At 28.9% G+C, this 19,422-nt stretch carries 15 protein-coding genes and 1 tRNA gene; 7 read left to right on the top strand and 9 right to left on the bottom strand.

The features are described from left to right. Positions 1 to 18 precede the first annotated feature (18 nt). Positions 19 to 2,022 carry an MGH1-like glycoside hydrolase domain-containing protein gene (locus ACFQZW_RS06060; protein WP_298285080.1) on the bottom strand — a complete coding sequence of 668 codons (2,004 nt, stop codon included), beginning with the start codon at positions 2,020 to 2,022 and terminating at the stop codon, positions 19 to 21. Positions 2,023 to 2,232: 210 nt separating this feature from the next. Here ACFQZW_RS06060 and ACFQZW_RS06055 point away from each other — a divergent pair, with 210 nt between their 5' ends. From ACFQZW_RS06055 to ACFQZW_RS06045, 3 genes are all read left to right on the top strand, one after another. After that, a complete protein-coding gene (locus ACFQZW_RS06055; RefSeq protein ID WP_298262696.1) occupies positions 2,233 to 3,927 on the top strand; it encodes a tetratricopeptide repeat protein in 1,695 nt (564 codons plus the stop codon). 279 nt (positions 3,928 to 4,206) lie between these two features. Then, entirely contained in the window at positions 4,207 to 7,317 is a 3,111-nt protein-coding gene (locus ACFQZW_RS06050) for a SusC/RagA family TonB-linked outer membrane protein (RefSeq protein WP_298262697.1), read from the top strand. A gap of 17 nt (positions 7,318 to 7,334) precedes the next feature. Then, positions 7,335 to 8,888 carry a RagB/SusD family nutrient uptake outer membrane protein gene (locus ACFQZW_RS06045; RefSeq protein ID WP_386781783.1) on the top strand — a complete coding sequence of 518 codons (1,554 nt, stop codon included), beginning with the start codon at positions 7,335 to 7,337 and terminating at the stop codon, positions 8,886 to 8,888. Between the two features lie 253 nt (positions 8,889 to 9,141). On the opposite strand, the gene ACFQZW_RS06040 is transcribed toward ACFQZW_RS06045, so the two are convergent. Beyond that, positions 9,142 to 9,223 (bottom strand) — tRNA-Leu (locus tag ACFQZW_RS06040). A 147-nt stretch (positions 9,224 to 9,370) separates the two neighbouring features. Here ACFQZW_RS06040 and ACFQZW_RS06035 point away from each other — a divergent pair. From ACFQZW_RS06035 to pth, 3 genes are all read left to right on the top strand, one after another. Then, positions 9,371 to 10,312: a ribose-phosphate pyrophosphokinase gene (locus ACFQZW_RS06035; protein WP_298262699.1), complete on the top strand. Its 942-nt coding sequence runs from the start codon at positions 9,371 to 9,373 to the stop codon at positions 10,310 to 10,312. A gap of 21 nt (positions 10,313 to 10,333) precedes the next feature. After that, positions 10,334 to 10,945 (top strand): 50S ribosomal protein L25/general stress protein Ctc, encoded by a 612-nt coding sequence (locus ACFQZW_RS06030; protein ID WP_386781780.1) that lies wholly within the window; start codon positions 10,334 to 10,336, stop codon positions 10,943 to 10,945. Positions 10,946 to 11,105: 160 nt separating this feature from the next. Beyond that, a complete protein-coding gene (gene pth, locus ACFQZW_RS06025) occupies positions 11,106 to 11,672 on the top strand; it encodes an aminoacyl-tRNA hydrolase (protein ID WP_386781778.1) in 567 nt (188 codons plus the stop codon). 15 nt (positions 11,673 to 11,687) lie between these two features. On the opposite strand, the gene ACFQZW_RS06020 is transcribed toward pth, so the two are convergent. Genes ACFQZW_RS06020 through ACFQZW_RS06000 form a run of 5 tightly spaced genes read right to left on the bottom strand, consistent with a single transcriptional unit; the run spans position 11,688 to position 14,959 of the window. After that, the gene (locus ACFQZW_RS06020; protein ID WP_298262702.1) at positions 11,688 to 12,143 is read right to left on the bottom strand and encodes a 6-pyruvoyl trahydropterin synthase family protein; all 456 of its coding nucleotides are present in this window, start codon (positions 12,141 to 12,143) and stop codon (positions 11,688 to 11,690) included. A 27-nt stretch (positions 12,144 to 12,170) separates the two neighbouring features. Next, a complete protein-coding gene (locus ACFQZW_RS06015) occupies positions 12,171 to 12,356 on the bottom strand; it encodes a hypothetical protein (RefSeq protein ID WP_298262703.1) in 186 nt (61 codons plus the stop codon). After that, positions 12,353 to 13,111, bottom strand: a complete 759-nt coding sequence (locus ACFQZW_RS06010; RefSeq protein ID WP_298262704.1) for an enoyl-CoA hydratase/isomerase family protein — start codon at positions 13,109 to 13,111, stop codon at positions 12,353 to 12,355. Before ACFQZW_RS06010 ends, ACFQZW_RS06015 begins: the two co-directional genes overlap by 4 nt. Positions 13,112 to 13,122: 11 nt before the next feature. Further along, entirely contained in the window at positions 13,123 to 14,457 is a 1,335-nt protein-coding gene (locus ACFQZW_RS06005) for an MATE family efflux transporter (RefSeq protein ID WP_298262705.1), read from the bottom strand. Next, on the bottom strand, positions 14,450 to 14,959 hold the full coding sequence (locus ACFQZW_RS06000) for a GNAT family N-acetyltransferase (RefSeq protein ID WP_386781773.1): 510 nt from the start codon (positions 14,957 to 14,959) through the stop codon (positions 14,450 to 14,452). Before ACFQZW_RS06000 ends, ACFQZW_RS06005 begins: the two co-directional genes overlap by 8 nt. Before the next feature lie 69 nt (positions 14,960 to 15,028). On the opposite strand from ACFQZW_RS06000, the gene ACFQZW_RS05995 reads away from it, so the two are divergent. Continuing rightward, complete coding sequence (locus tag ACFQZW_RS05995; protein WP_386781771.1) at positions 15,029 to 15,823, top strand: universal stress protein; 795 nt, start codon at positions 15,029 to 15,031, stop codon at positions 15,821 to 15,823. Here the strand turns inward: ACFQZW_RS05995 and ACFQZW_RS05990 are convergent. After that, a complete protein-coding gene (locus ACFQZW_RS05990; RefSeq protein ID WP_386781769.1) occupies positions 15,818 to 16,660 on the bottom strand; it encodes an alpha/beta hydrolase family protein in 843 nt (280 codons plus the stop codon). The genes ACFQZW_RS05995 and ACFQZW_RS05990 overlap by 6 nt on opposite strands. A gap of 12 nt (positions 16,661 to 16,672) precedes the next feature. Continuing rightward, positions 16,673 to 19,411 (bottom strand): PD-(D/E)XK nuclease family protein, encoded by a 2,739-nt coding sequence (locus ACFQZW_RS05985; RefSeq protein ID WP_386781767.1) that lies wholly within the window; start codon positions 19,409 to 19,411, stop codon positions 16,673 to 16,675. Positions 19,412 to 19,422 lie beyond the last annotated feature (11 nt).

The following is a 19,422-nucleotide window of genomic DNA, read 5'->3' as shown; positions in this document are numbered from 1 at the left end:
TGTAGTAATTCATTGTTATTAATCTGTTAAAAGCATAATAATGTGAGCAGCACTCCAGCTAAAATTTTGAGCATTTAGGCCTTCTCCTGTAATTGGATGATAATTTTCTCTAATCGATTTTCCCTTCCCTAAAATTCCTTCAGCTCCTTCTAATATTTTAACTGTTGCTAAATCTGCTTCAGTGTTAAAATTATAATTTCTCAAGCCTTTAACACCAAAATAAGCTTGATCTAACCAATTTGGACCTCTCCAATACCCTTTTAAAGGATTGAATTTTGGATGATCTGCACTCATAGTTTGGAATGGTACTTTTGTGAAAAACTTTTTAGGATCCATTATAAGGTTTTTAACTGTTTCTGCTTGTTTTTTGGAAACCACATTAGCCCAAAGCGGTATCCAACCTTCACTCCCTTCACCTTTAATAAATTTGTTCCCTTCTAAATTGGTATCGTAAAACCATCCGTCTTTGGTATCATAAAATTGATTTTGAATGCGAGTTTTTAAAATTTCAGCTTCATTTTTATAAACTTCCACATCTTCATTTTTTTGAATTGCTTCTGCTAGTTGTGCTAAGTACAATTTTTCTGCATATAGATATGCGTTTAAATCTACACTTTCTTGATTTAAAGAATAAGCTCCTTCTTCATTTTTTAAAATGATTGAATCATCAAATCTAATGGCATTATCCATTCCGCTTTCCCATTTTGCAGCAATTAAAGTTCCATCAGTTGAACCGTATTCACACAAGCCATCTTTATCGTGATCTCGTTTATTATACCACCAATAATGATATTTTTTTAATTTTGGGTATAGCTCTTTAACAAACTTAAGATTGTTGTCTTTTTCAAAAATTTTGACAACTGCCCATGCAGAAAGAGGTGGTTTGGTATCTCTATAATTATGAGGTTCAATATTGGTGTCTCTATATATACAATCAACTACAAAACCATCTTCACTTTGAAAATCAAACATAGCTCTAATTTGATTTTTAGCCAATTCAATATTGAAATAAGACAGGCCTACTGCGTGTTTCCACGAATCCCAAGACCAAAAACCATTAAACCATTTGTAATGATAGCTTGGAAACAAGCCTTCAAATTTGAGTTCTCCAGCTGGGATACGCCAATTATTTTGTAATGTTAAAATTGATTTAGCTAACGCCTCTGAATATTTTTTTGCAATAAATTGTTTTTTCTGATTAGAAATTAAGTGAGCTAATTGCTCCTCTTTTTCTAATTTTCGGGCTTTTAAAACAAGCTCAAAATTACTTTTAAGGACTTCCTTTTTTTCTTGCTCCCATGAATATTCTGGAAATATGAAGGTTTGTGAAACTATAAGTTCTTTAAATTCATTAGGCTTTAACTCCAAGGTTGTAGGAACAGTTGTATAGGTTGTTTTTGAACTCGATATTACAGTTTCATTTGGAAACAATAAATAACCAGTTGCTGTACTTTTAGACGAGGTTATTTTTAATCTATTTTTAGTTGATGACAGTGTTAAATTTTTAGTTAACAACCCTTGATTTCCCCACTGATATTCAATTTTTATGTTGCTATTACTTTTATTAGTAATGGTTGATCTAATTATGGCAGTATGTCCAGAACTAAAAACTAATTCTTGTTTTAATTCAATATTTTTACTTTTAAAAGTTTGCTCTAAATGGCTATTAAAGCTATTGGTTTCTATAGCCTTCCATTCAACATTTTTTAATTGTAACTTTGCAAGAGAAGGGCTACTCCAAATTCCATTTTGTTGAGTCATTAAAAAAGGACCGGAAAAACCGCCATAACTTGAAATTGAATTTGGAAAACCATAAGCAAACCAAGCTCCCTGATCTGAAAACATTAAACCCGATTTATCTATAGAATCTTTTGGAGTGATTCTATAATCAAGAATATTTTTACTATAATTAAGATAATCAACTTTCTTATCAATTTTTAGCGGCTCTTTTGATTTATTACAACTAAAATTGATAACCAAAATTAAAATAACTATATGCTTAACTACTTTATTTAAATACATTTTTTCAATTCATTTATTTTCTAAAAATACAATTGCAACAAATTTCGATTATTTTTCTTTATTTATTCAAAAAAGACCTTTACTTAACCTTTCATTTCATCGTTTTAAAAACATATCAATCTATAATATCTATATTTGTAACCTGATGAGATTTTTGGAAGTTTTTATATTTATTTCACCTTTATTTAATACTTTATCAATCATTAGCTTATGAAAATATTGATTAAAATTATTTTTTTCTTCCTTGTATTTATTTGTTTTCCGGTGTATTCTCAAACTAATATTTGGGATGAAAACCCAAGCGAATCTAAAAAAGAGTTAGATAGTTTATTAACTATTTTACCTTACTCAACAGGAAAAGATAAAATACCTTTATTAAATAGAGTTGCAGAAATTTATTGGCCTATAAATCCAAATAAAACTATAGAATATGCAAATGAAGCCTTAAACTTATCCCAAAAATTTAATGATAAAAGCCAAGAAGGGTTAGCACTTATTAATCTTTGTCAAGGTTATTTGTTTAATGATTTTTACAACAAAGCTTTAGAATTAGGGCTAAAATCTTTAGAAATTAGAAAGAAAATTGGCAATGATTACGACTTAGCTTTTACATTACGCACCCTAGGATGGTTGTATTATGATATTGCGTATTTTGATAAAGCTTTAGAATACCATATAGAAACCTTAAAACTACACGAAAAAATAGGTGACAAACAACGAATAGCGTATAGCTATAATAGTATTGGCTTAATTCATGAAAGAAAAGGAAATTGCAATTTGGCATTATCTTTTTTCAAAAAGTCTTTAGCGCTAAAAAAAGAGTTTAAAAATAAAGATAGAATTGCCGAAACTATGAAAAATATGGGCATTTGCTATCGAAAAATTCATGAACTTGATTCTGCTAAAACATTTTTAGAATCTTCTTTAGAAATCACCAATCAAATTAAAGACGATCATAATAAAGTTGATATTTTAAATGAACTTTCAATAGTATATCTAATGCTTAAAAATTATGATAAATGCTATTCATTATTAAAAGAATCTAGACTAATTATGAACGGTTTAATGGATACTAAAGAATGGATAGTTGAAAATGATAGAATTATGTCTGATTACTATTTAGCAATTGGAGATTACAAAAATGCACTTAACAAATATAAAACATATGATTTAGGAAAGTCTGAAATTTTTTCAAGTAATAAAAGTGAAAAATTGGCAGAAATGAGAATTCTTTATGAAGCAGAGCGAAGAAAATCAGAAATTAAATTACTAGAACAACAAAGAAACCTAGAGGCGCAAAAAAGAAAATCGTTACTTGTAGGCTCTATATTATTAGTCATTATAGGAATTCTTATCATTGTTTCACTTTGGAATAATATAAAAAAGAAAAAAGCTATTTATTTACAAAGTGAAAGACTTTCAAAAGAAAAATTAAAAACACAATCACTTCTTCAAGAAAACCTTGAGCACAAGTTAGAATTTCGTATGAAAGAATTGACAAATTTAGCGTTGTTTATATCTCAAAGAACATCAATATATGGAGATTTGACCAAATCTTTTAAAAGTTTAAATTTTACAGATATAAATCAAATAAAAAAAGATATTAATGCACTTATAAAAGAATATGCATTTAAGCTAAATATTAATGAAGATTTACAAAAATTCCACACAAACGTAGAAACTTTACAAAGTGATTTTTTATTCAAAATTAAAGAGAAATATCCACACCTAACTAATAAAGATGTACAACTAGCAGTACAAGTTAAACTTAAACTTAGTTCTAAAGAAATATCTAATATTAATAACATTTCTCTAAATTCTGTAGAAATTAGTAGACACCGATTGAGAAAAAAATTAAACTTAGATAAAAAAGAAAACTTAATTAATTTTCTAGAAAATATTTAGTTTCTCACCACATTAAACCCGTATAACTTTATCTCATATAAAAGTTTCTTCTTTTTATTTTAATCTTTTATATGAGATATAATTCTGATATTTCAATAATAACATTACTCTTTTTTTACTTCATATTAAAAACACTTTAAAAAAAGTATTTAGACCTAATGTAAAGGTCAAGTAAAGTCCATTTTTAACTTTTTTCGAGAAAATAATTCAATATTTGAAATGACAAAACTCATACAAAATTTAAAGTATGTACAAATTCTAATAATTAACTTTTTTAATATGAAAAAACAATCAACAAATCAAAACCAGTCTTTTAACAGTCTGTTTTTATTGCTTTTTATGTTAGTAACGTTTGGGTTTACTTCCAATTCTTTTTCTCAAAGCATTAGAGTAAATGGAACGATAACTGACACTGCAGGAGTCCCATTTCCTGGGGCAACAGTTACTATTAAAAGTAATCAATCTATTGGTGTACAATCTGACTTTGAAGGAAACTATTCAATTGAAGTTCCTAATAAAGAAACAGTATTGGTTTACAGTTATTTAGGATATATTACGCAAGAAATTACCGTAGGAAACCAAACAACAATAAATGTTTCTTTATTAGAAGGTGCAGAAAATTTAGATGAAGTAATAGTTATTGGTTATGGAACTCAAAAAAAGAGTGATGTAACTGGAGCTATTGGTCAGGTTAAAGGAGATGATTTAACTCAGGTTGTAACTACAGAACCTATGGATGCTTTACAAGGTAAAGTAGCTGGTGTTAGTGTTACTTCATCTTCAGGTAGTCCAGGTTCAGCTGCTGAAATTATGATTAGAGGGGTGGGTAGTTTTGGAAACAATCAACCATTATATATTGTTGATGGCGTTCAATCTGACTCCTATTTTTTAGATGCCAATAATATTGCATCAATTGAAGTTTTAAAAGATGCTGCATCTGGTGCAATTTATGGTACAAGAGCAGCTAATGGAGTTATTATTATTACTACTAAAAAAGGAAAAATAGGAAAGCCTTCAGTTAATATAGAAACTTCATATAGCATGAATTCTGCAAGAAATAAAATGAACGTTTTAGATGCTGATGGTTATGTAAGTGTACATAAACAAATGTTTGAAAATGCTGGGGTTAGTTTACCAACGTATGTTCAAAATCCTCCTTCTGTCAATACTAATTGGGTTGATGAAACACATCAAAATGGAAATCTTTATTTGTTAAATGCGAGATTAAGTGGAGCTTCAGACTTTATAAATTATAGTGTAAGCGGAAATTATGCAAACGAAGAGGGTTTATTAATTGGCTCAGGGTTTTCAAAAAAAGGAATAAATGCTAATATTGGAATTACAAAAGAAAAATTAAAAGTTACAACAAAGCTTAATTATAGTGAAACAACTACCGATCCTTATAAGTTTTCTTTAAGAGAAACATATATGATCTCTCCATTAATTCCAATATATGATGAAACAAAACAATCTGGTTATGGTTATAGAGATGGAGACATTCCCGATCATAGAAACCCAATTGGAGAAAATGATTTCCTTCGACAAAATCATACAAATTTGAAATACTTTTCTGGTAATGTGAATGTTGGATACGAAATTATTGACGGTTTAAATATAAATGCAAACTTATCAATGTCTAATTTAAATAATTATACCTTTAATTTTCATGAACCATTTAGAGTAAGAGATGTCCAAGATACTGAATCTAGAGAATATTCATATGTTTCTGAATATATAAGTGAATTTCGTAGAATTAATCAAGAATATACCGCTAATTATAATTTTGAGGTAAAAAAGAACATCTTTGATGTGTTAATTGGTTATCAAAGAATTTCTGAGCCTTTTAAAGAAACATTTACTCAAGGTGAAGGTTATAAATTTGATGATGATGGAAATAAAATTCCTGCAATTATTTTAGACCCTAGCTTTAATACACTTAATGCTTTTAGTGATGGAACTTATACAGCAAGTGGTACAAATGCAGAATATGCCTTAGTTTCATATTTTGGGAGAATCAATTATTCTTTTGATAATAAATATTTAGTTCAAGCTAGCATTCGTAGAGATGGTAGTTCAAAATTTGGACAAAATAATAAATATGGCGTTTTTCCTTCATTTGCTATGGGATGGAAAATCACAGAAGAAAACTTTATGAAAAACCAAGATTTTGTTGACTTTTTAAAATTAAGATTAAGTTGGGGACAGGCAGGTAATGATAGTGCTTTAGGTTATTATGATTATGTTGCTTTAATAAGTCAAGGAAAAAGTCAAGATGACGGTGGTTATGTATTTGGAATGCCTCAAACCTCTTTTTTAGGAAGTATTGCTAGAGATTTACAAAATGATGATTTACAGTGGGAAACAAATACTTCATCAAACTTTGGACTTGATTTTGCTTTTTTAGAAAATAAATTTAAAGGATCAATGAACTACTATAATAGTAAAACAGCTGATTTATTAATTACTAAAATTGTGTCACCATCAGCTGGAATTAATAGCCCAGTGATCAATGTTGGTGAGTTTGTAAATAATGGATTTGAATTTGAGTTAGGATATTACAATAACTACAATGAGTTTAACTATAGTGTCTTTGCAACTTTAACCACAATACATAGTGAAGTAACTAAATTGAGCAGTGATGATCAAGTATTATATGGTGTAGGTTTAAAATATGGCTCCGACCATTTTGTAAACCAAACAAAAGTTGGTTACGAACCAGGCGCATTTTTTATGCCAACTTCCTTAGGAATTTTTCAAAATCAAGCAGAAATTGATGCACATAGTTTAAATGGAAATTTAATTCAACCAGATGCTGCTCCAGGTGATCTTAAATTTGAAGATATCAATAATGATGGTGTTATAAATGATGATGACGCTGTTTATCAAGGAACTGCAATACCAAAATTTGAGTATAGTTTAAATTTAACTGCCGACTATAAAGGTTTTGATTTTACCGTCTTTTTACAAGGTGTGGGTGGAAATAAAATTTATAACGGAAATAGTTTTGAATTGTTAGGAATGGACAGTGGAAGAAACTTTAGAACCGAAACATTAAATGCCTGGACACCAACAAACACAAACACAAATATTCCAAGAGCAGTTTTAGGTGATCCCAATTTAAATACTCGAGCTTCAACACGCTTTTTAGAAAATGGCTCATATTTAAGATTTAAAACGTTACAAGTGGGTTATTCTTTGAATTCAAAAGTATTAGAAAATTCTTTTATAAATAAATTAAGAGTATATGCAACAGGTCAAAATCTAATTACAATAACAGATTATAAAGGCCTAGACCCAGAAATAGGAGGCAGTATTTTGTCAAGAGGAATTGATAGATCTCTTTATCCAAAATATAAGTCTGTAATTTTTGGATTGCAACTTCAATTTTAACCTAAAAAAATAATCACATGAAAAATATATATAGAATCGCTATAATTCCATTTTTATTAATAGCCTTCTCATCTTGTAATGATGATGAGTTTTTAAATCAATCGCCTCCTGATAAGCTTACATCTTCAAGTTTCTGGAGAAATGTTGAAGATGCAGAATCAGGTTTAACCGCAGCATATTCAGAATTAGAATCAAGAAGTAACTTTTGGGATGGATGGCAAGAAGGTAGACCTGTAGTCGAATATTTTAGATCTGATTATGCTTTACCAGGACCTGATGCTACAAATTATGGACACTGGATGTCTATGTTTAATTTTACTTATACAAACGGGCATACCTTTATTGATGTGTTATGGAAAACCAATTACAAAGGTTTAAACTTTGCCAACCAAGTAATTACTAAAGTTAATAAAATGACCTCCGAACAAATTTCCGACGCCGATAAAAAACAAATTATTGGTGAAGCTACTTTCTTAAGAGGATATTACCATTTTAAGTTACTTACACTATTCAATCAAATAATTATTAGAGACGAATTAATTTCACAAGAAACTTTAGACAAACCATTATCTACAAGACCTGAGGCTTGGAATATGATTATTACTGATTTTACAGCAGCATCAACAATGCTGTCGGAAACAAATGAAGTAGATAAATTAGGTAGAGCTACCAAAGGCGCAGCTTTAGCCTACTTAGGAAAAGCATATTTACATAAAGCCGGAGATGCTTCATCATCAGAAAGTACTGATTTTGAAAATGCTGCAAACGCTCTTAAACAATTAGTAGTTGATAAAGTAGGTAATTACTCTTTAGAACCTAACTTTTTAAGTCTTTTTAATGGCGAAAATGAAAATAATAACGAATCTATTTTTGAATTGCAATTTAAAAGTGGAGATGCGTCTTCTTGGAATGCAACAAGACTTCATGCATTTGTAGGTGATTGGTGTATTGGAGGCTGGGGAGGTATAGAAGCTACAATGTCCTTAGTAAATGAGATGAAAAAAGAAGGCATGATAGCTACAAATGGATTGTATGATAATAGACTTTATGGTTCAGTTTATTTTAAAGACTCCTTTTATAATGATACGAATACCAATGAAATGCAAGGAAGTACTTGGGATGTATTAATAAATGATACTTACGGATCTCCTAATGCAAAAGATCAAACTGCATACTTTAGAAAATGGTTGCCAAATTATGTTTGGAATAATTCTTATGTTGGAGTTAATGTTGTATTAATGCGCTATGCAGATGTTTTATTAATGTATGCTGAAGCACTTAATGAAATAGGTAATACAGCAAATGCTATTACATATATAAATGAAGTTAGAGAAACTCATGGTCTAATGCCAGCCTTAACAATAAGCTCACAAAGTGAAGTTAAAGAACAAATTATTCACGAAAGAACAATGGAATTAACACTTGAATCTACTCGATTTTTTGATTTAAGAAGATGGGGGATGTTAGACCAAGCAATGCAAGCTGCAGGAAGAAATAGTTTCAATAGTACTGAACATGCATATTTACCTGTACCACTAGTTGAAGTTCAATCAAATTCTAAAATCAATTAAACCTTTAGAGTGCAAATTTAATTGTATCCATTAATTGAAAAGACCCCAGTCAGTTGGGGTCTTTTCAATTAAGAAAAATATTTCAGCAATTTAATTTTATAAGTTCAAGAATATCTTAATTTTTTTGATAATAATACGGTAACAAAAATTAGAAAAAAAGCATTAAAAAAGGAAAACAAAATAAGGTTAATTTTATAGATATACTGAATATCAACTACTTAACACTTTATTTGTTTTCCTTTTTTTATTATAGTACCTCGAGTGGGAATCGAACCCACACTCCCGAAAGAACTGGATTTTGAATCCAGCGCGTCTACCAATTCCGCCATCGAGGCTATTCAAATTGGTGTGCAAATTTAAAAAAAAATTCCATCTAAAACATAAAAACTTATCGAAGTTCTATAATTACTGCTCAAATAATTTTAAATTTGCACGCAACAAACAACAACACAATACAAACTTATTAAATAACACAACTAAAAATGGGAAGCTCACAATTAGAACCTAAAATTTTTGCCTGTTCACAAAGTAAAGAATTAGCTGAAAAAATAGCCAAAAGCTATGGTGTAAAACTTGGAAACGTAGTAGTTTCACGCTTTAGCGATGGTGAATTTCAGCCTGCTTTTGTAGAATCAGTTAGAGGAAGAAGAGTTTTTATAATAGGTTCAACATTTCCAACAGCTGATAATTTAATGGAAATGTTACTAATGTTAGATGCTGCTAAAAGAGCATCCGCTAGACATATTACAGCTGTTATTCCTTATTTTGGATGGGCACGACAAGATAGAAAAGACCAACCTCGAGTGGCTATTGGGGCTAAATTGGTAGCTAATTTAATTCAAACTGCTGGAGCTACAAGAATAATGACAATGGATTTACATGCAGATCAAATACAAGGGTTTTTTGAAAAACCTGTTGATCATTTATTTGCTTCAACCATTTTTCTTCCTCATGTTAAAAAATTAAATTTAGAAAACATAACCATTGCATCACCTGATATGGGTGGTTCAAAAAGAGCTTATGCTTATTCAAAATACCTAGAAAGTGAGGTTGTAATATGCTACAAACAACGTTTAAAAGCTAATGTTATTAGTACAATGGAATTAATTGGTGATGTAAAAGATCGCCATGTAATATTAGTTGATGATATGATTGATACTGGAGGTACTTTAACCAAAGCTGCAGATTTAATGATGGAAAAAGGAGCACTTAGTGTAAGAGCAATATGTACACATCCTATACTTTCTGGTAACGCTTACGAACATATTGAGAAGTCTAAATTACTAGAACTTATTGTTTCTGATACAATTCCGTTAAAAAAGCAGAGTTCTAAAATAAAAGTTGTATCTTGCGCCCCTTTATTCGCAGATGTGATGCATAAAGTCCAAGACAATACATCCATAAGCGGACAATTTTTAATGTAAATAATTAATAAATAAATATAAATGAAATCAATTACAATCACAGGATCTAAAAGAGAAAGCGTGGGTAAAGTTGCAACTAAAGCCTTACGTAATGCTGGAAAGGTACCTTGCGTGTTATACGGAGGGGATAAACCACTACACTTTTCAGCGGATGAAATTTCATTCAAGAATTTAGTGTACACTCCAAATGTATACACTGCAACGATTGAATTAGAAGGTGTTACCTACAATGCTATTTTACAAGACATTCAATTTCACCCAGTAACAGACAAAATTTTACATGTTGATTTTTACCAATTATTTGATGATAAATTGGTAACTATGAATATTCCTGTAAGATTAGTTGGAGTATCTCCAGGTGTTATTAATGGTGGTTCTTTACGTTTTGCAATGCGTAAATTAAGTGTTAGAGCATTGCCTGCAGATTTACCAGACTTTATTAACGCTGATATTTCTAAATTAAAAATTGGAAGCAAATTAACAGTTGCTGAATTAGCACAAGACAATTTATCAATTCTACATCCTGAAAGCAGTGTTGTAGTTCAAGTTAGAACTTCTCGTAGTGCTGTTTCCACAAATGATGAGGAAGATGAAGAAAGTGAAGAAACTGCAACTGAAGAAGCTACAGAATAACATTCTTACTTTTAAATTAACAAAAGCGTTGCAATTAATTGCAACGCTTTTTTCTTTTTATTCAAACCACTTCTTTTTTTAGTACTTTTGCACCATGTACTTTAAACGTGTAATACAATTATTATTCGGTTCAATAAAAGACGAATCAACTATTAATGATATGAAAAAATTTCTAATTGTTGGCCTAGGAAATATTGGAGAAAAATATGATGAAACTCGTCATAATATTGGGTTTAAAATTTTAGACAAGTTAGCTTTAAATGAATCCATAAATTTTGAAAGTGAAAAATTGGGAGCTATCGCAAAATTTAGATTTAAAGGAAGAACATTTATATTATTAAAACCTTCAACCTATATGAATTTAAGTGGAAAAGCTGTAAAATACTGGCTTACCAAAGAAAAAATTCCTTTAGAAAATTTATTGGTAATTTGTGACGACTTAAATTTAACTTTTGGAGCTATTAGATTAAAAGGTAAAGGAAGCGATGGAGGTCATAATGGTTTAAAAGATATTCAAAACACATTACAAACCCAACAATATCCTCGATTTAGATTTGGTGTTGGAGCTGAGTTCTCTAAAGGACGACAAATTGATTATGTTATGGGAAATTGGAATGAAAATGAAGTTAAAGAACTTTCTGAACGTTTAGAAAAGTCTTGTGAGCTAATCAAATCTTTTGGTACAGCAGGCTTAAACAATACAATGAATACTTTTAATGGAAAATAATTAAGCTATTAAGTTTTAACTTTGATCATTTGCATACCACTCAGCATGTGAACTTCCTGTTTCTTGTAATTTTAAAGAATGAAGTTTGATATTATTTGGCAACCTATTTTTAATTTTTTTGGCAAAATCAACTAGCATCATTTCGCTCGTTGGTTGATAATCCACTAAAATAACATTATGCCCTCTTTTTTCTAATTCATTGGCTAGTTCAATGTGAGGAGTATTTTTATTAAATACCGTAGCATGATCAAATTTATCGACAATTTCAGAAGCAACAATTTTTTTTAAATCTCCAAAATCTATAACCATTCCGTACTTAACATTTGATGTATCATTAATTGGGATTCCAATTACCGTGACAGATAATTTATAACTATGTCCGTGCACATTTTTACATTTACCATCATATCCGTATAGTGCATGACCCGTTTCAAAATCAAATTGTTTAGTTATTCTAATTTTATTATTCATTGCTTTTCAGCTTTAAAAATTCATTTATTAATCATCCAAATCTTTTCTATTTTTAGCTTTATAATATATAAAATATGCTAAAGCTGCAAGTAATACAAAAGGTAGATATGTTCCTATTACAACACCTATTTCATAGCTACTATCTGGTGCATTTTTCATTTTTTCTTCAATGTCAACTTGTTGAACCAAAAGAAGTATCATTGATAATTTCATTGTTTTTTAAATTTTTGAAGTGCTGTTTTAGTAAATTCAGATAGTACTAAAGCACCACTAGTTTTAGCTCTTTCTTCTAGTAAATGACCCCAATTTTCTGTTCCTTCCCATAACACTTTTTTCATTTCATACAATGCTTTTGGGTTGTAACTAGTAAGCTTTAATGATAAATTTTGAACTTCAGCATCTAATTCATTAATAGATTCAAAAACTTTTGCAAATAACCCTTTTTCTTTTGCCCAATAGGCATTTTTCCAACTTGTAGCATCCAAAGTTAACTCACTTAAAGCAGCTATTCCAATTTTGCGTTCTACTATTGGAGCAATTACAAATGGTCCAATACCAATGGTAAGTTCAGATAGTTTAATAGAGGCTTGTTCTGTTGCAAAGCAGTAATCACAAGCAGCAGCTAAACCAACACCTCCACCTACAGCTTTTCCTTGTACACGACCTATAATTAATTTTGAGCATGTACGCATTGCGTTTATTACATTGGCAAAGCCCATAAAAAAATGTTTTCCTTCTTCGTTGTTTTTAATAGCTATTAGTTCATCAAAAGAGGCACCTGCACAAAAAGTTTTTTCCTTCTCGCTTTTTAAAACAATTACTCGAACATCATCATTTAAACTTAATTCATTAAATGTAGTTGCTAACCTTTTTAACAATTCACTTGGAAAAGAATTACTAGCAGGGTGATAAAACTCAACCGTTGCTATATTATTTTGAATATGCGTATATAAACTTCCGTTATTCATAGTGTTCAAAGTTACGTGTTTTTATGCAAATATTTTCGTCTAAATATTACTACCAACACACCTGATCGAATTAACATCCATACAGTAAATGCGATCCAAACAGCATAGAGCTTTAAATTGAAATAATCTCCTATTAAAAGAACAGGCGTAAATCCTAAAAAAGTTGCTCCTAATAATAAATTTCTTAAAATAGTTGCTTCTGCTAAACCCTTAAAAATACCATCAAAAACAAATGCCACAGCATTTATTGGCTGCATTATTAATACTATCCAAAAAATACTATAAAAAGAGGTTAATACTTCCATTTCTTGAGAAAAAAGTTCTCCAATTTGAATGTATAAAATACTACAGACAAAAGCTAGCGATATAGCTATTGTAATGGAATATTTACTTAATTTAATACTTAACCTCCAAAGTTTTTTGTAATTTTTTTCTCCTAATAATTTCCCTGAAACTATATTTCCTACACTCGCGTACCCATCAATAAAAAAAGCAAAAAACAACCAAATTTGAAATGCAATGGTCTGTGCTGCAATGTAATTATCTCCATATTTGGTTGCATATGAATTTGCTAAATACAATGCAACATTTAATGCAGCAGCTCTTATTGCTAAATTTAAACTTATAGCAAGTAAATTTTTAATTTCTTTATTAAATGGAAATTGAATTTTTAGTTTAAATGGCGTTTTTTTAAGTAATAAAATCAACGCTAAAATTACCATTACTCCTTGCGAAATTACACTTGCCCAAGCTGCCCCTGCTATATGCATTGGATTTATAAAACCTTCAATTCCATACACCAATACAATGTCTAAAACAATATTTAATGCAGCCCCAATGATACTAATTACCATTGGCCAAAAAGTATTTTGCAACCCTCTGAAAACTCCAAATACTGAAAATATAAATAACGTTAAAGGGAAACCAACAGCCCTAATTTTAAAGTATTCAACAGAATAACTTAAAATAAGACCTTCTGCATTGTATAATTGAAAAATTTGATTTACAAATAACAGAGATACTAAATAAATAACTACACTAACAATAATATTAATACCAATTATTTGAGCTGGTAAAGTTTCAATTTCATGAAGTTTTTTAGCTCCCAAATATTTTGCTACCGTTGCCGAAATGGCTGAACGTGTTTGTGCTAAAATCCAAACTAATGCTGAAATAAAAGACCCTGCAATACCAACTGCAGCTAGCGCTTCTGTTGGATGTTGCTGAATATTACCAACAATGGCCGTATCGGTTATAGAAAGTAAAGGTTCTGCAATACCTGAAATAATGGCCGGTATTGCTAATTTATTTATAGCTTTAAATGATATTGTGGTTTTTTTATTCATTTAAAATTAGTTCGAAACAATAAAATGGGTAACTACTTTGATTTGGGAAATAAATTTCTTCTAACTGAGCGTAATTACGTTTTTTATAAAATTTTAAATTTCGATTATTTTGACTAAAAGTATCTAACCTAACAGAGTTATATTTATTCTTTATGGCATAAGATTCAGCAAAATCCATTAACTTTTGAGCAAATCCTCTTCCTTGAAATTTAGGATGTACTGCCAAGCGATGAACATATAAATTATTTCCATTTTTTGTTTTCCACTGCACATTTTTATATTCTTTATCTTCAATTTCGGTTAGTACAATTAAACCCACAATCAAGTTATTCTCTTCTAGCTTCCAAATTTGTTGTAAATCAATATCTTTTTCCAAAATCTCTTTTGAAGGATATGTTTCATTCCATTGAAAAACACCAATTTTAATTAAATGTTGTGCGCAACTCCTTATAACCTGATACAGTTGATCTAAATCTTTCTCAATTGCTTTTTCTACTTTCATGTTTATTCTGAAATGTGCTGTAAAATTAAGGGTTAAATACCTATATTTGTGTAACAAAACTATTTTAAATTGAAAACAATTTTAGTACCTCTTAATCCTTTAGAAAAAGGACATACTATTTTACAATATGCTTTTGATTTTGCTACATACTTTTCAGCAAAAATAGTGATTTTAAAAACATTTGAGATCTCAACCGTTACAGGTCCTACACCAGCAATAGATAAAGCTCTAAAAGAAAATTGCTTAAAAGAATTAAAAGAAGTTTTAAGTGAAATAACCTCTAAAAATAATTCTTTTGAAATACGTTTAGTCAAAGGAAATTTGGTGGAAAATTGTGCGGAATATTTACAAGAAAATGATGTTGATTTAATTATTTCAAGACCAAAAAGATCGGAAAAAAGTCCTCATTTATTTATAGGAAATACTACGGGGAAAATGATTAAAACCATAGATTGTCCTTTATTATTAATCCCTAAATCCTTTAAATTTCAACCCTACCAAAAAATTTTAATGGCCATAAAATCGGGAATAATTAAAAAAGAAAATGTATTTACTTCTTTAAAAGATATTATTACAACATTTAATGCTCAATTAAATTTACTACAGGTAAAAACTCCCAAACTAAAAGAAAGTGATTTAATTATTAATGAAGAATTGTTACAATTAAAATCGTCTCTAGTTTATACAGAAAACGAAACAATTTATCATGGAGTTTTAGAATATTTACATGATGTTAAACCTGATTTAATTTGTGTGATTAGAAGAAAAAGAGGGTTCTTTTCTAAACTTTGGGAACAAAATACAGTTAAAAAAACGGATTTTGAAAGCAAAGTTCCTTTATTAATTTTAAAAGGAGCTTTATAAAATAAAATCAATACTTAATTCAACTACTTTTTTTAAGTGATTTGGCATTTCGTTATTTAGCCAAGGTTGCGTACATCCCAATGTGTGTTCCATTTTTTCAATCATCGCAAGTTTACTATTTGAATTCCATTTATGTAAATTTTTAGCTTCGTTAGGTACAACTACTTCATCTTTTTCTCCTTGAATAATCAAATGAGGAATATTCAACTTAGACGTTGATTTTTTTATAGTTAACCGCTCTTCATTCTCTTTAAAATTTTCATAAAATTGAAATAAATGAGGCATCTTTTGTTTAGTTCTAGAGTTTTGAATATATGAAACCCCTGCTTCTTCCCATTGTTTTAAAGCATCTCCTGTAGGGAATCTTGCTCCAAAATCGGAAACAGCTGCCCAAGTAATTAGCTTTGTTATTTTTTTATTTTCTGAAGCCTTAATTGTTACTATTCCTCCTCCTCTTGAATGACCTATTAAAGTGATATTTGAAAAATCTATTTCATTTTTAAAGTCATCATTTTCAAGTACCCAATTAATAACATCTTCTAAATCATCAAGCTCTATCGAAAAGTTATTTTCACCAAAAGCTTCTAAATCTGGGAAGTCAATTGGATTTTCTAATGTTCCTCCATTATGAGAAAAATTGAACTTCACAAAAAATAGATTCTTTTTAACAAACTCTTTTGCGGCTATATTCCATGCACCCCAATCTTTATACCCCTTATACCCATGACAAAAAATAACAATTGGTTTCTTCTCATTTGTTTTATTAAAAAAAACATCGGTTACTATTGGTTTTTTATGCTTTGAACTTTTTACAATGGTATTTTTTATTGACTTCATTAAGTAAATTTTTTAAAATGGTAAATTTTTATTTTCTGTAAAAGGAATTTCTGGGTTTAAAATTTCAATAAAAAGTTGATTCAATTCAACCATAAACTCATTTATTCGCTCTAAAGTTACCTCATAATCTTTTCCTCTAGAATTTTCAGAAAAATTCATTTTTAAAAATCCTGAATTCAAATTTTTGAAAGAAATGATACCGCTTTGTAAATTTATATTTTTATTAGTAAGATTTTTAGAATACATATAACTATACAACATTACTTGTAGCGCTTTAGTGTATTTATAATCTTCGGCAATGACACTAAAATTAGTTAATTTTAAATTTTTAGCTTCTACTTTTCCCGTTTTATAATCAATAATTCTAATAACACCATCCAACTCATCAATTCTATCTACAATTCCTTTTATTTTTATTGGAAAATTAATTCCTTCTACGATTAATTCAGTTGTTAAAGACTCTTCTAAAGCTTTAATTTTTAATTGATGATTTTTTAACAATTGTAATTCTTGCTTTAAAAAGCGTTGAATATGGTTTTTACATACTTCAAAAATTAATTTGTTTTTACCTGTTTGTATATTTCCGTTTAAATAATGTTTTTGGAAAAACTTACCTAATAAACCATTTGTTTGTTTTTCCATATTAACAATATGCTCCTTAGTTAAAAACACGTTAATATATGGCTTGTACAGGGCTTCTAACACATCGTGTATAACAGAGCCCATTGTATTCATAGCTATTGTTTCTTCAACTTCATCTTGCTCTTTAATTCCTAAAATTTTTTGTTCATAAAAACTAATAGGATTATAAATGTAAGTTGCTAGTGCTGAAGGTGAAATTCCTTTTGAAAAAACTTCTTTTAACTTTTGTAAAACTTCTGGTGTTTTTTCAAGTTGAAAAAACACTTCTTTTGAAGATTGAATTTTGGGGCTTATAATAGACTTAATAATATTAGGGTTTTGAATCTCCAATTTAGTTAAAAAACGACTTTTTTCTCCTGCTCCATATCCATCTGTTTCTGTATTGTAAATTAAATAAACATTTTTAGCGCGTTGTAATAAACGTTGAAAATGGTATGAAAAAATAGCATCTTTTTCTTGATAGGTTGGCAATTTAAAATGTTTTTTAACATCAAAAGGCATAAATGAAAATTCATTTTTTCCTGCCGGTAAAATTCCTTCGTTTACAGAGGTAATAATAACTGTTTCAAAATCTAAAACCCGAGTTTCTAACATACCCATTAACTGTAAACCCTGCAAAGGTTCTCCTTGAAATGATAATTTTTCATTTTTCAACAATTGATTAAAAAAATGAATAAGTGTTTTTAGGTCTGAAATATGTTGATACTTTAAATTTAACGTTTTTAATTGCTGAAAAACTGCATAAAAACGATATAAATACTCTTTTTCTACACCTTCAACAAAAGTTTTTAATTTATTTATTAAGTAAATGCATTGTTCAATTATTAAATTAACGTTTGTAGGTATTATAAATAATGAAAACAATAATTGAAGTTTGTCTTGTTCTTCAGTTGAAATATACTTCTTCAAAGCATTAGCACTTAAAAATATAGAATTTTCATTTTTAATTTTTTCTATTAATACTTGGAGCAGCTCATCTTCAAATTTATTTAAAAAAGGATCATTTAAAAGGTTTAAAACATCTTTATAATAAAACTGTTCTTCACTTTCTTTATTAAATTTTTGTTGATTAAGATATAATTTAAATAGTTTTTCAAACAAATTAGCTAAAGGAATATCGTTTAAAGGATATCCCATAGTAATATTAATATTTTTTACTTTATTTGGTAAAGAATTTAGGGTTAGAGTTAGTAAATTTTCATCAGCTAAAACTAAGGCTGTTTTATTAAAATTATCAAATTTAGAAAGTAATTCTCCTACATATTTAATTTGTGTTATATTTTTTGGAGCGCCAATTATGTGCGTTTTTTGATTGTTTTTTTCAATAGTTTGAGTCCATAAAAAAGGATTGCTTTTATAATAATTCCATTCATTTTTATATTTTCTTAAAAACACACCCGCTTCATTTGATTTATGGAAAAAAGTTTCATTAGCATCCCAATAAACAGTGGCTATATTATTATTAAGCATTTCTTGAAAAATATACTCTTCCGCTTTATTTAAGGCATTAAAACCTACATAAAAAATATGTTTGTTTAAATTTGTTTGAATATAAAACTCTAAATTATTGGTAGCTTCTTTATAGATTAACCCTTGATATCCATACTTATTGCTCTTCAACTTTTCGGAAAGAGCATTGTATAATACATCTAAACTTCCAAAAAAATTAAGATAGTTAATGGCTAATTGACTAGGTTTTTGATTTTGGAACCATTTATCTAATTGTTTAATATCTTTTAAACTAGAAAAAATAGCATTTGAGTTTACCAAATAGCTATCTATCTCATTAAAATCGTGGAGTGCTATGGTTGCCCATTGAGAAAAAGCCTCAAAAGACTCTCTATTTTCCTTAGGAAAAAACTCTTTATATACATCGTAAAACTCAAAAAGTAATTGTGTATTATCAATTAAGTTAAGGTCTGCAAGTTCCTGAATATAATTTTCTATACTTATAATTTTTGGTAAAAATGAAGATTTTGGTAGCTTCGCTATAAGTTCTTCTTTTAAAAAAATACAGGCACGTTGACTAGGAAGCACAAAAACTAAATTAGCATAGTTTTCATGATTTTTTATAACTTCATTTACAACATTTGAAATAAAAGTATTCATATCATTTATAT

It is taken from the genome of Lutibacter aestuarii (genome assembly GCF_042676885.1).
Classification (GTDB): Bacteria; Bacteroidota; Bacteroidia; order Flavobacteriales; family Flavobacteriaceae; genus Lutibacter; species Lutibacter aestuarii.
The sequence above is the reverse complement of the archived record's forward strand: the minus strand, read 5'-3'. Positions and strand labels throughout refer to the sequence as shown.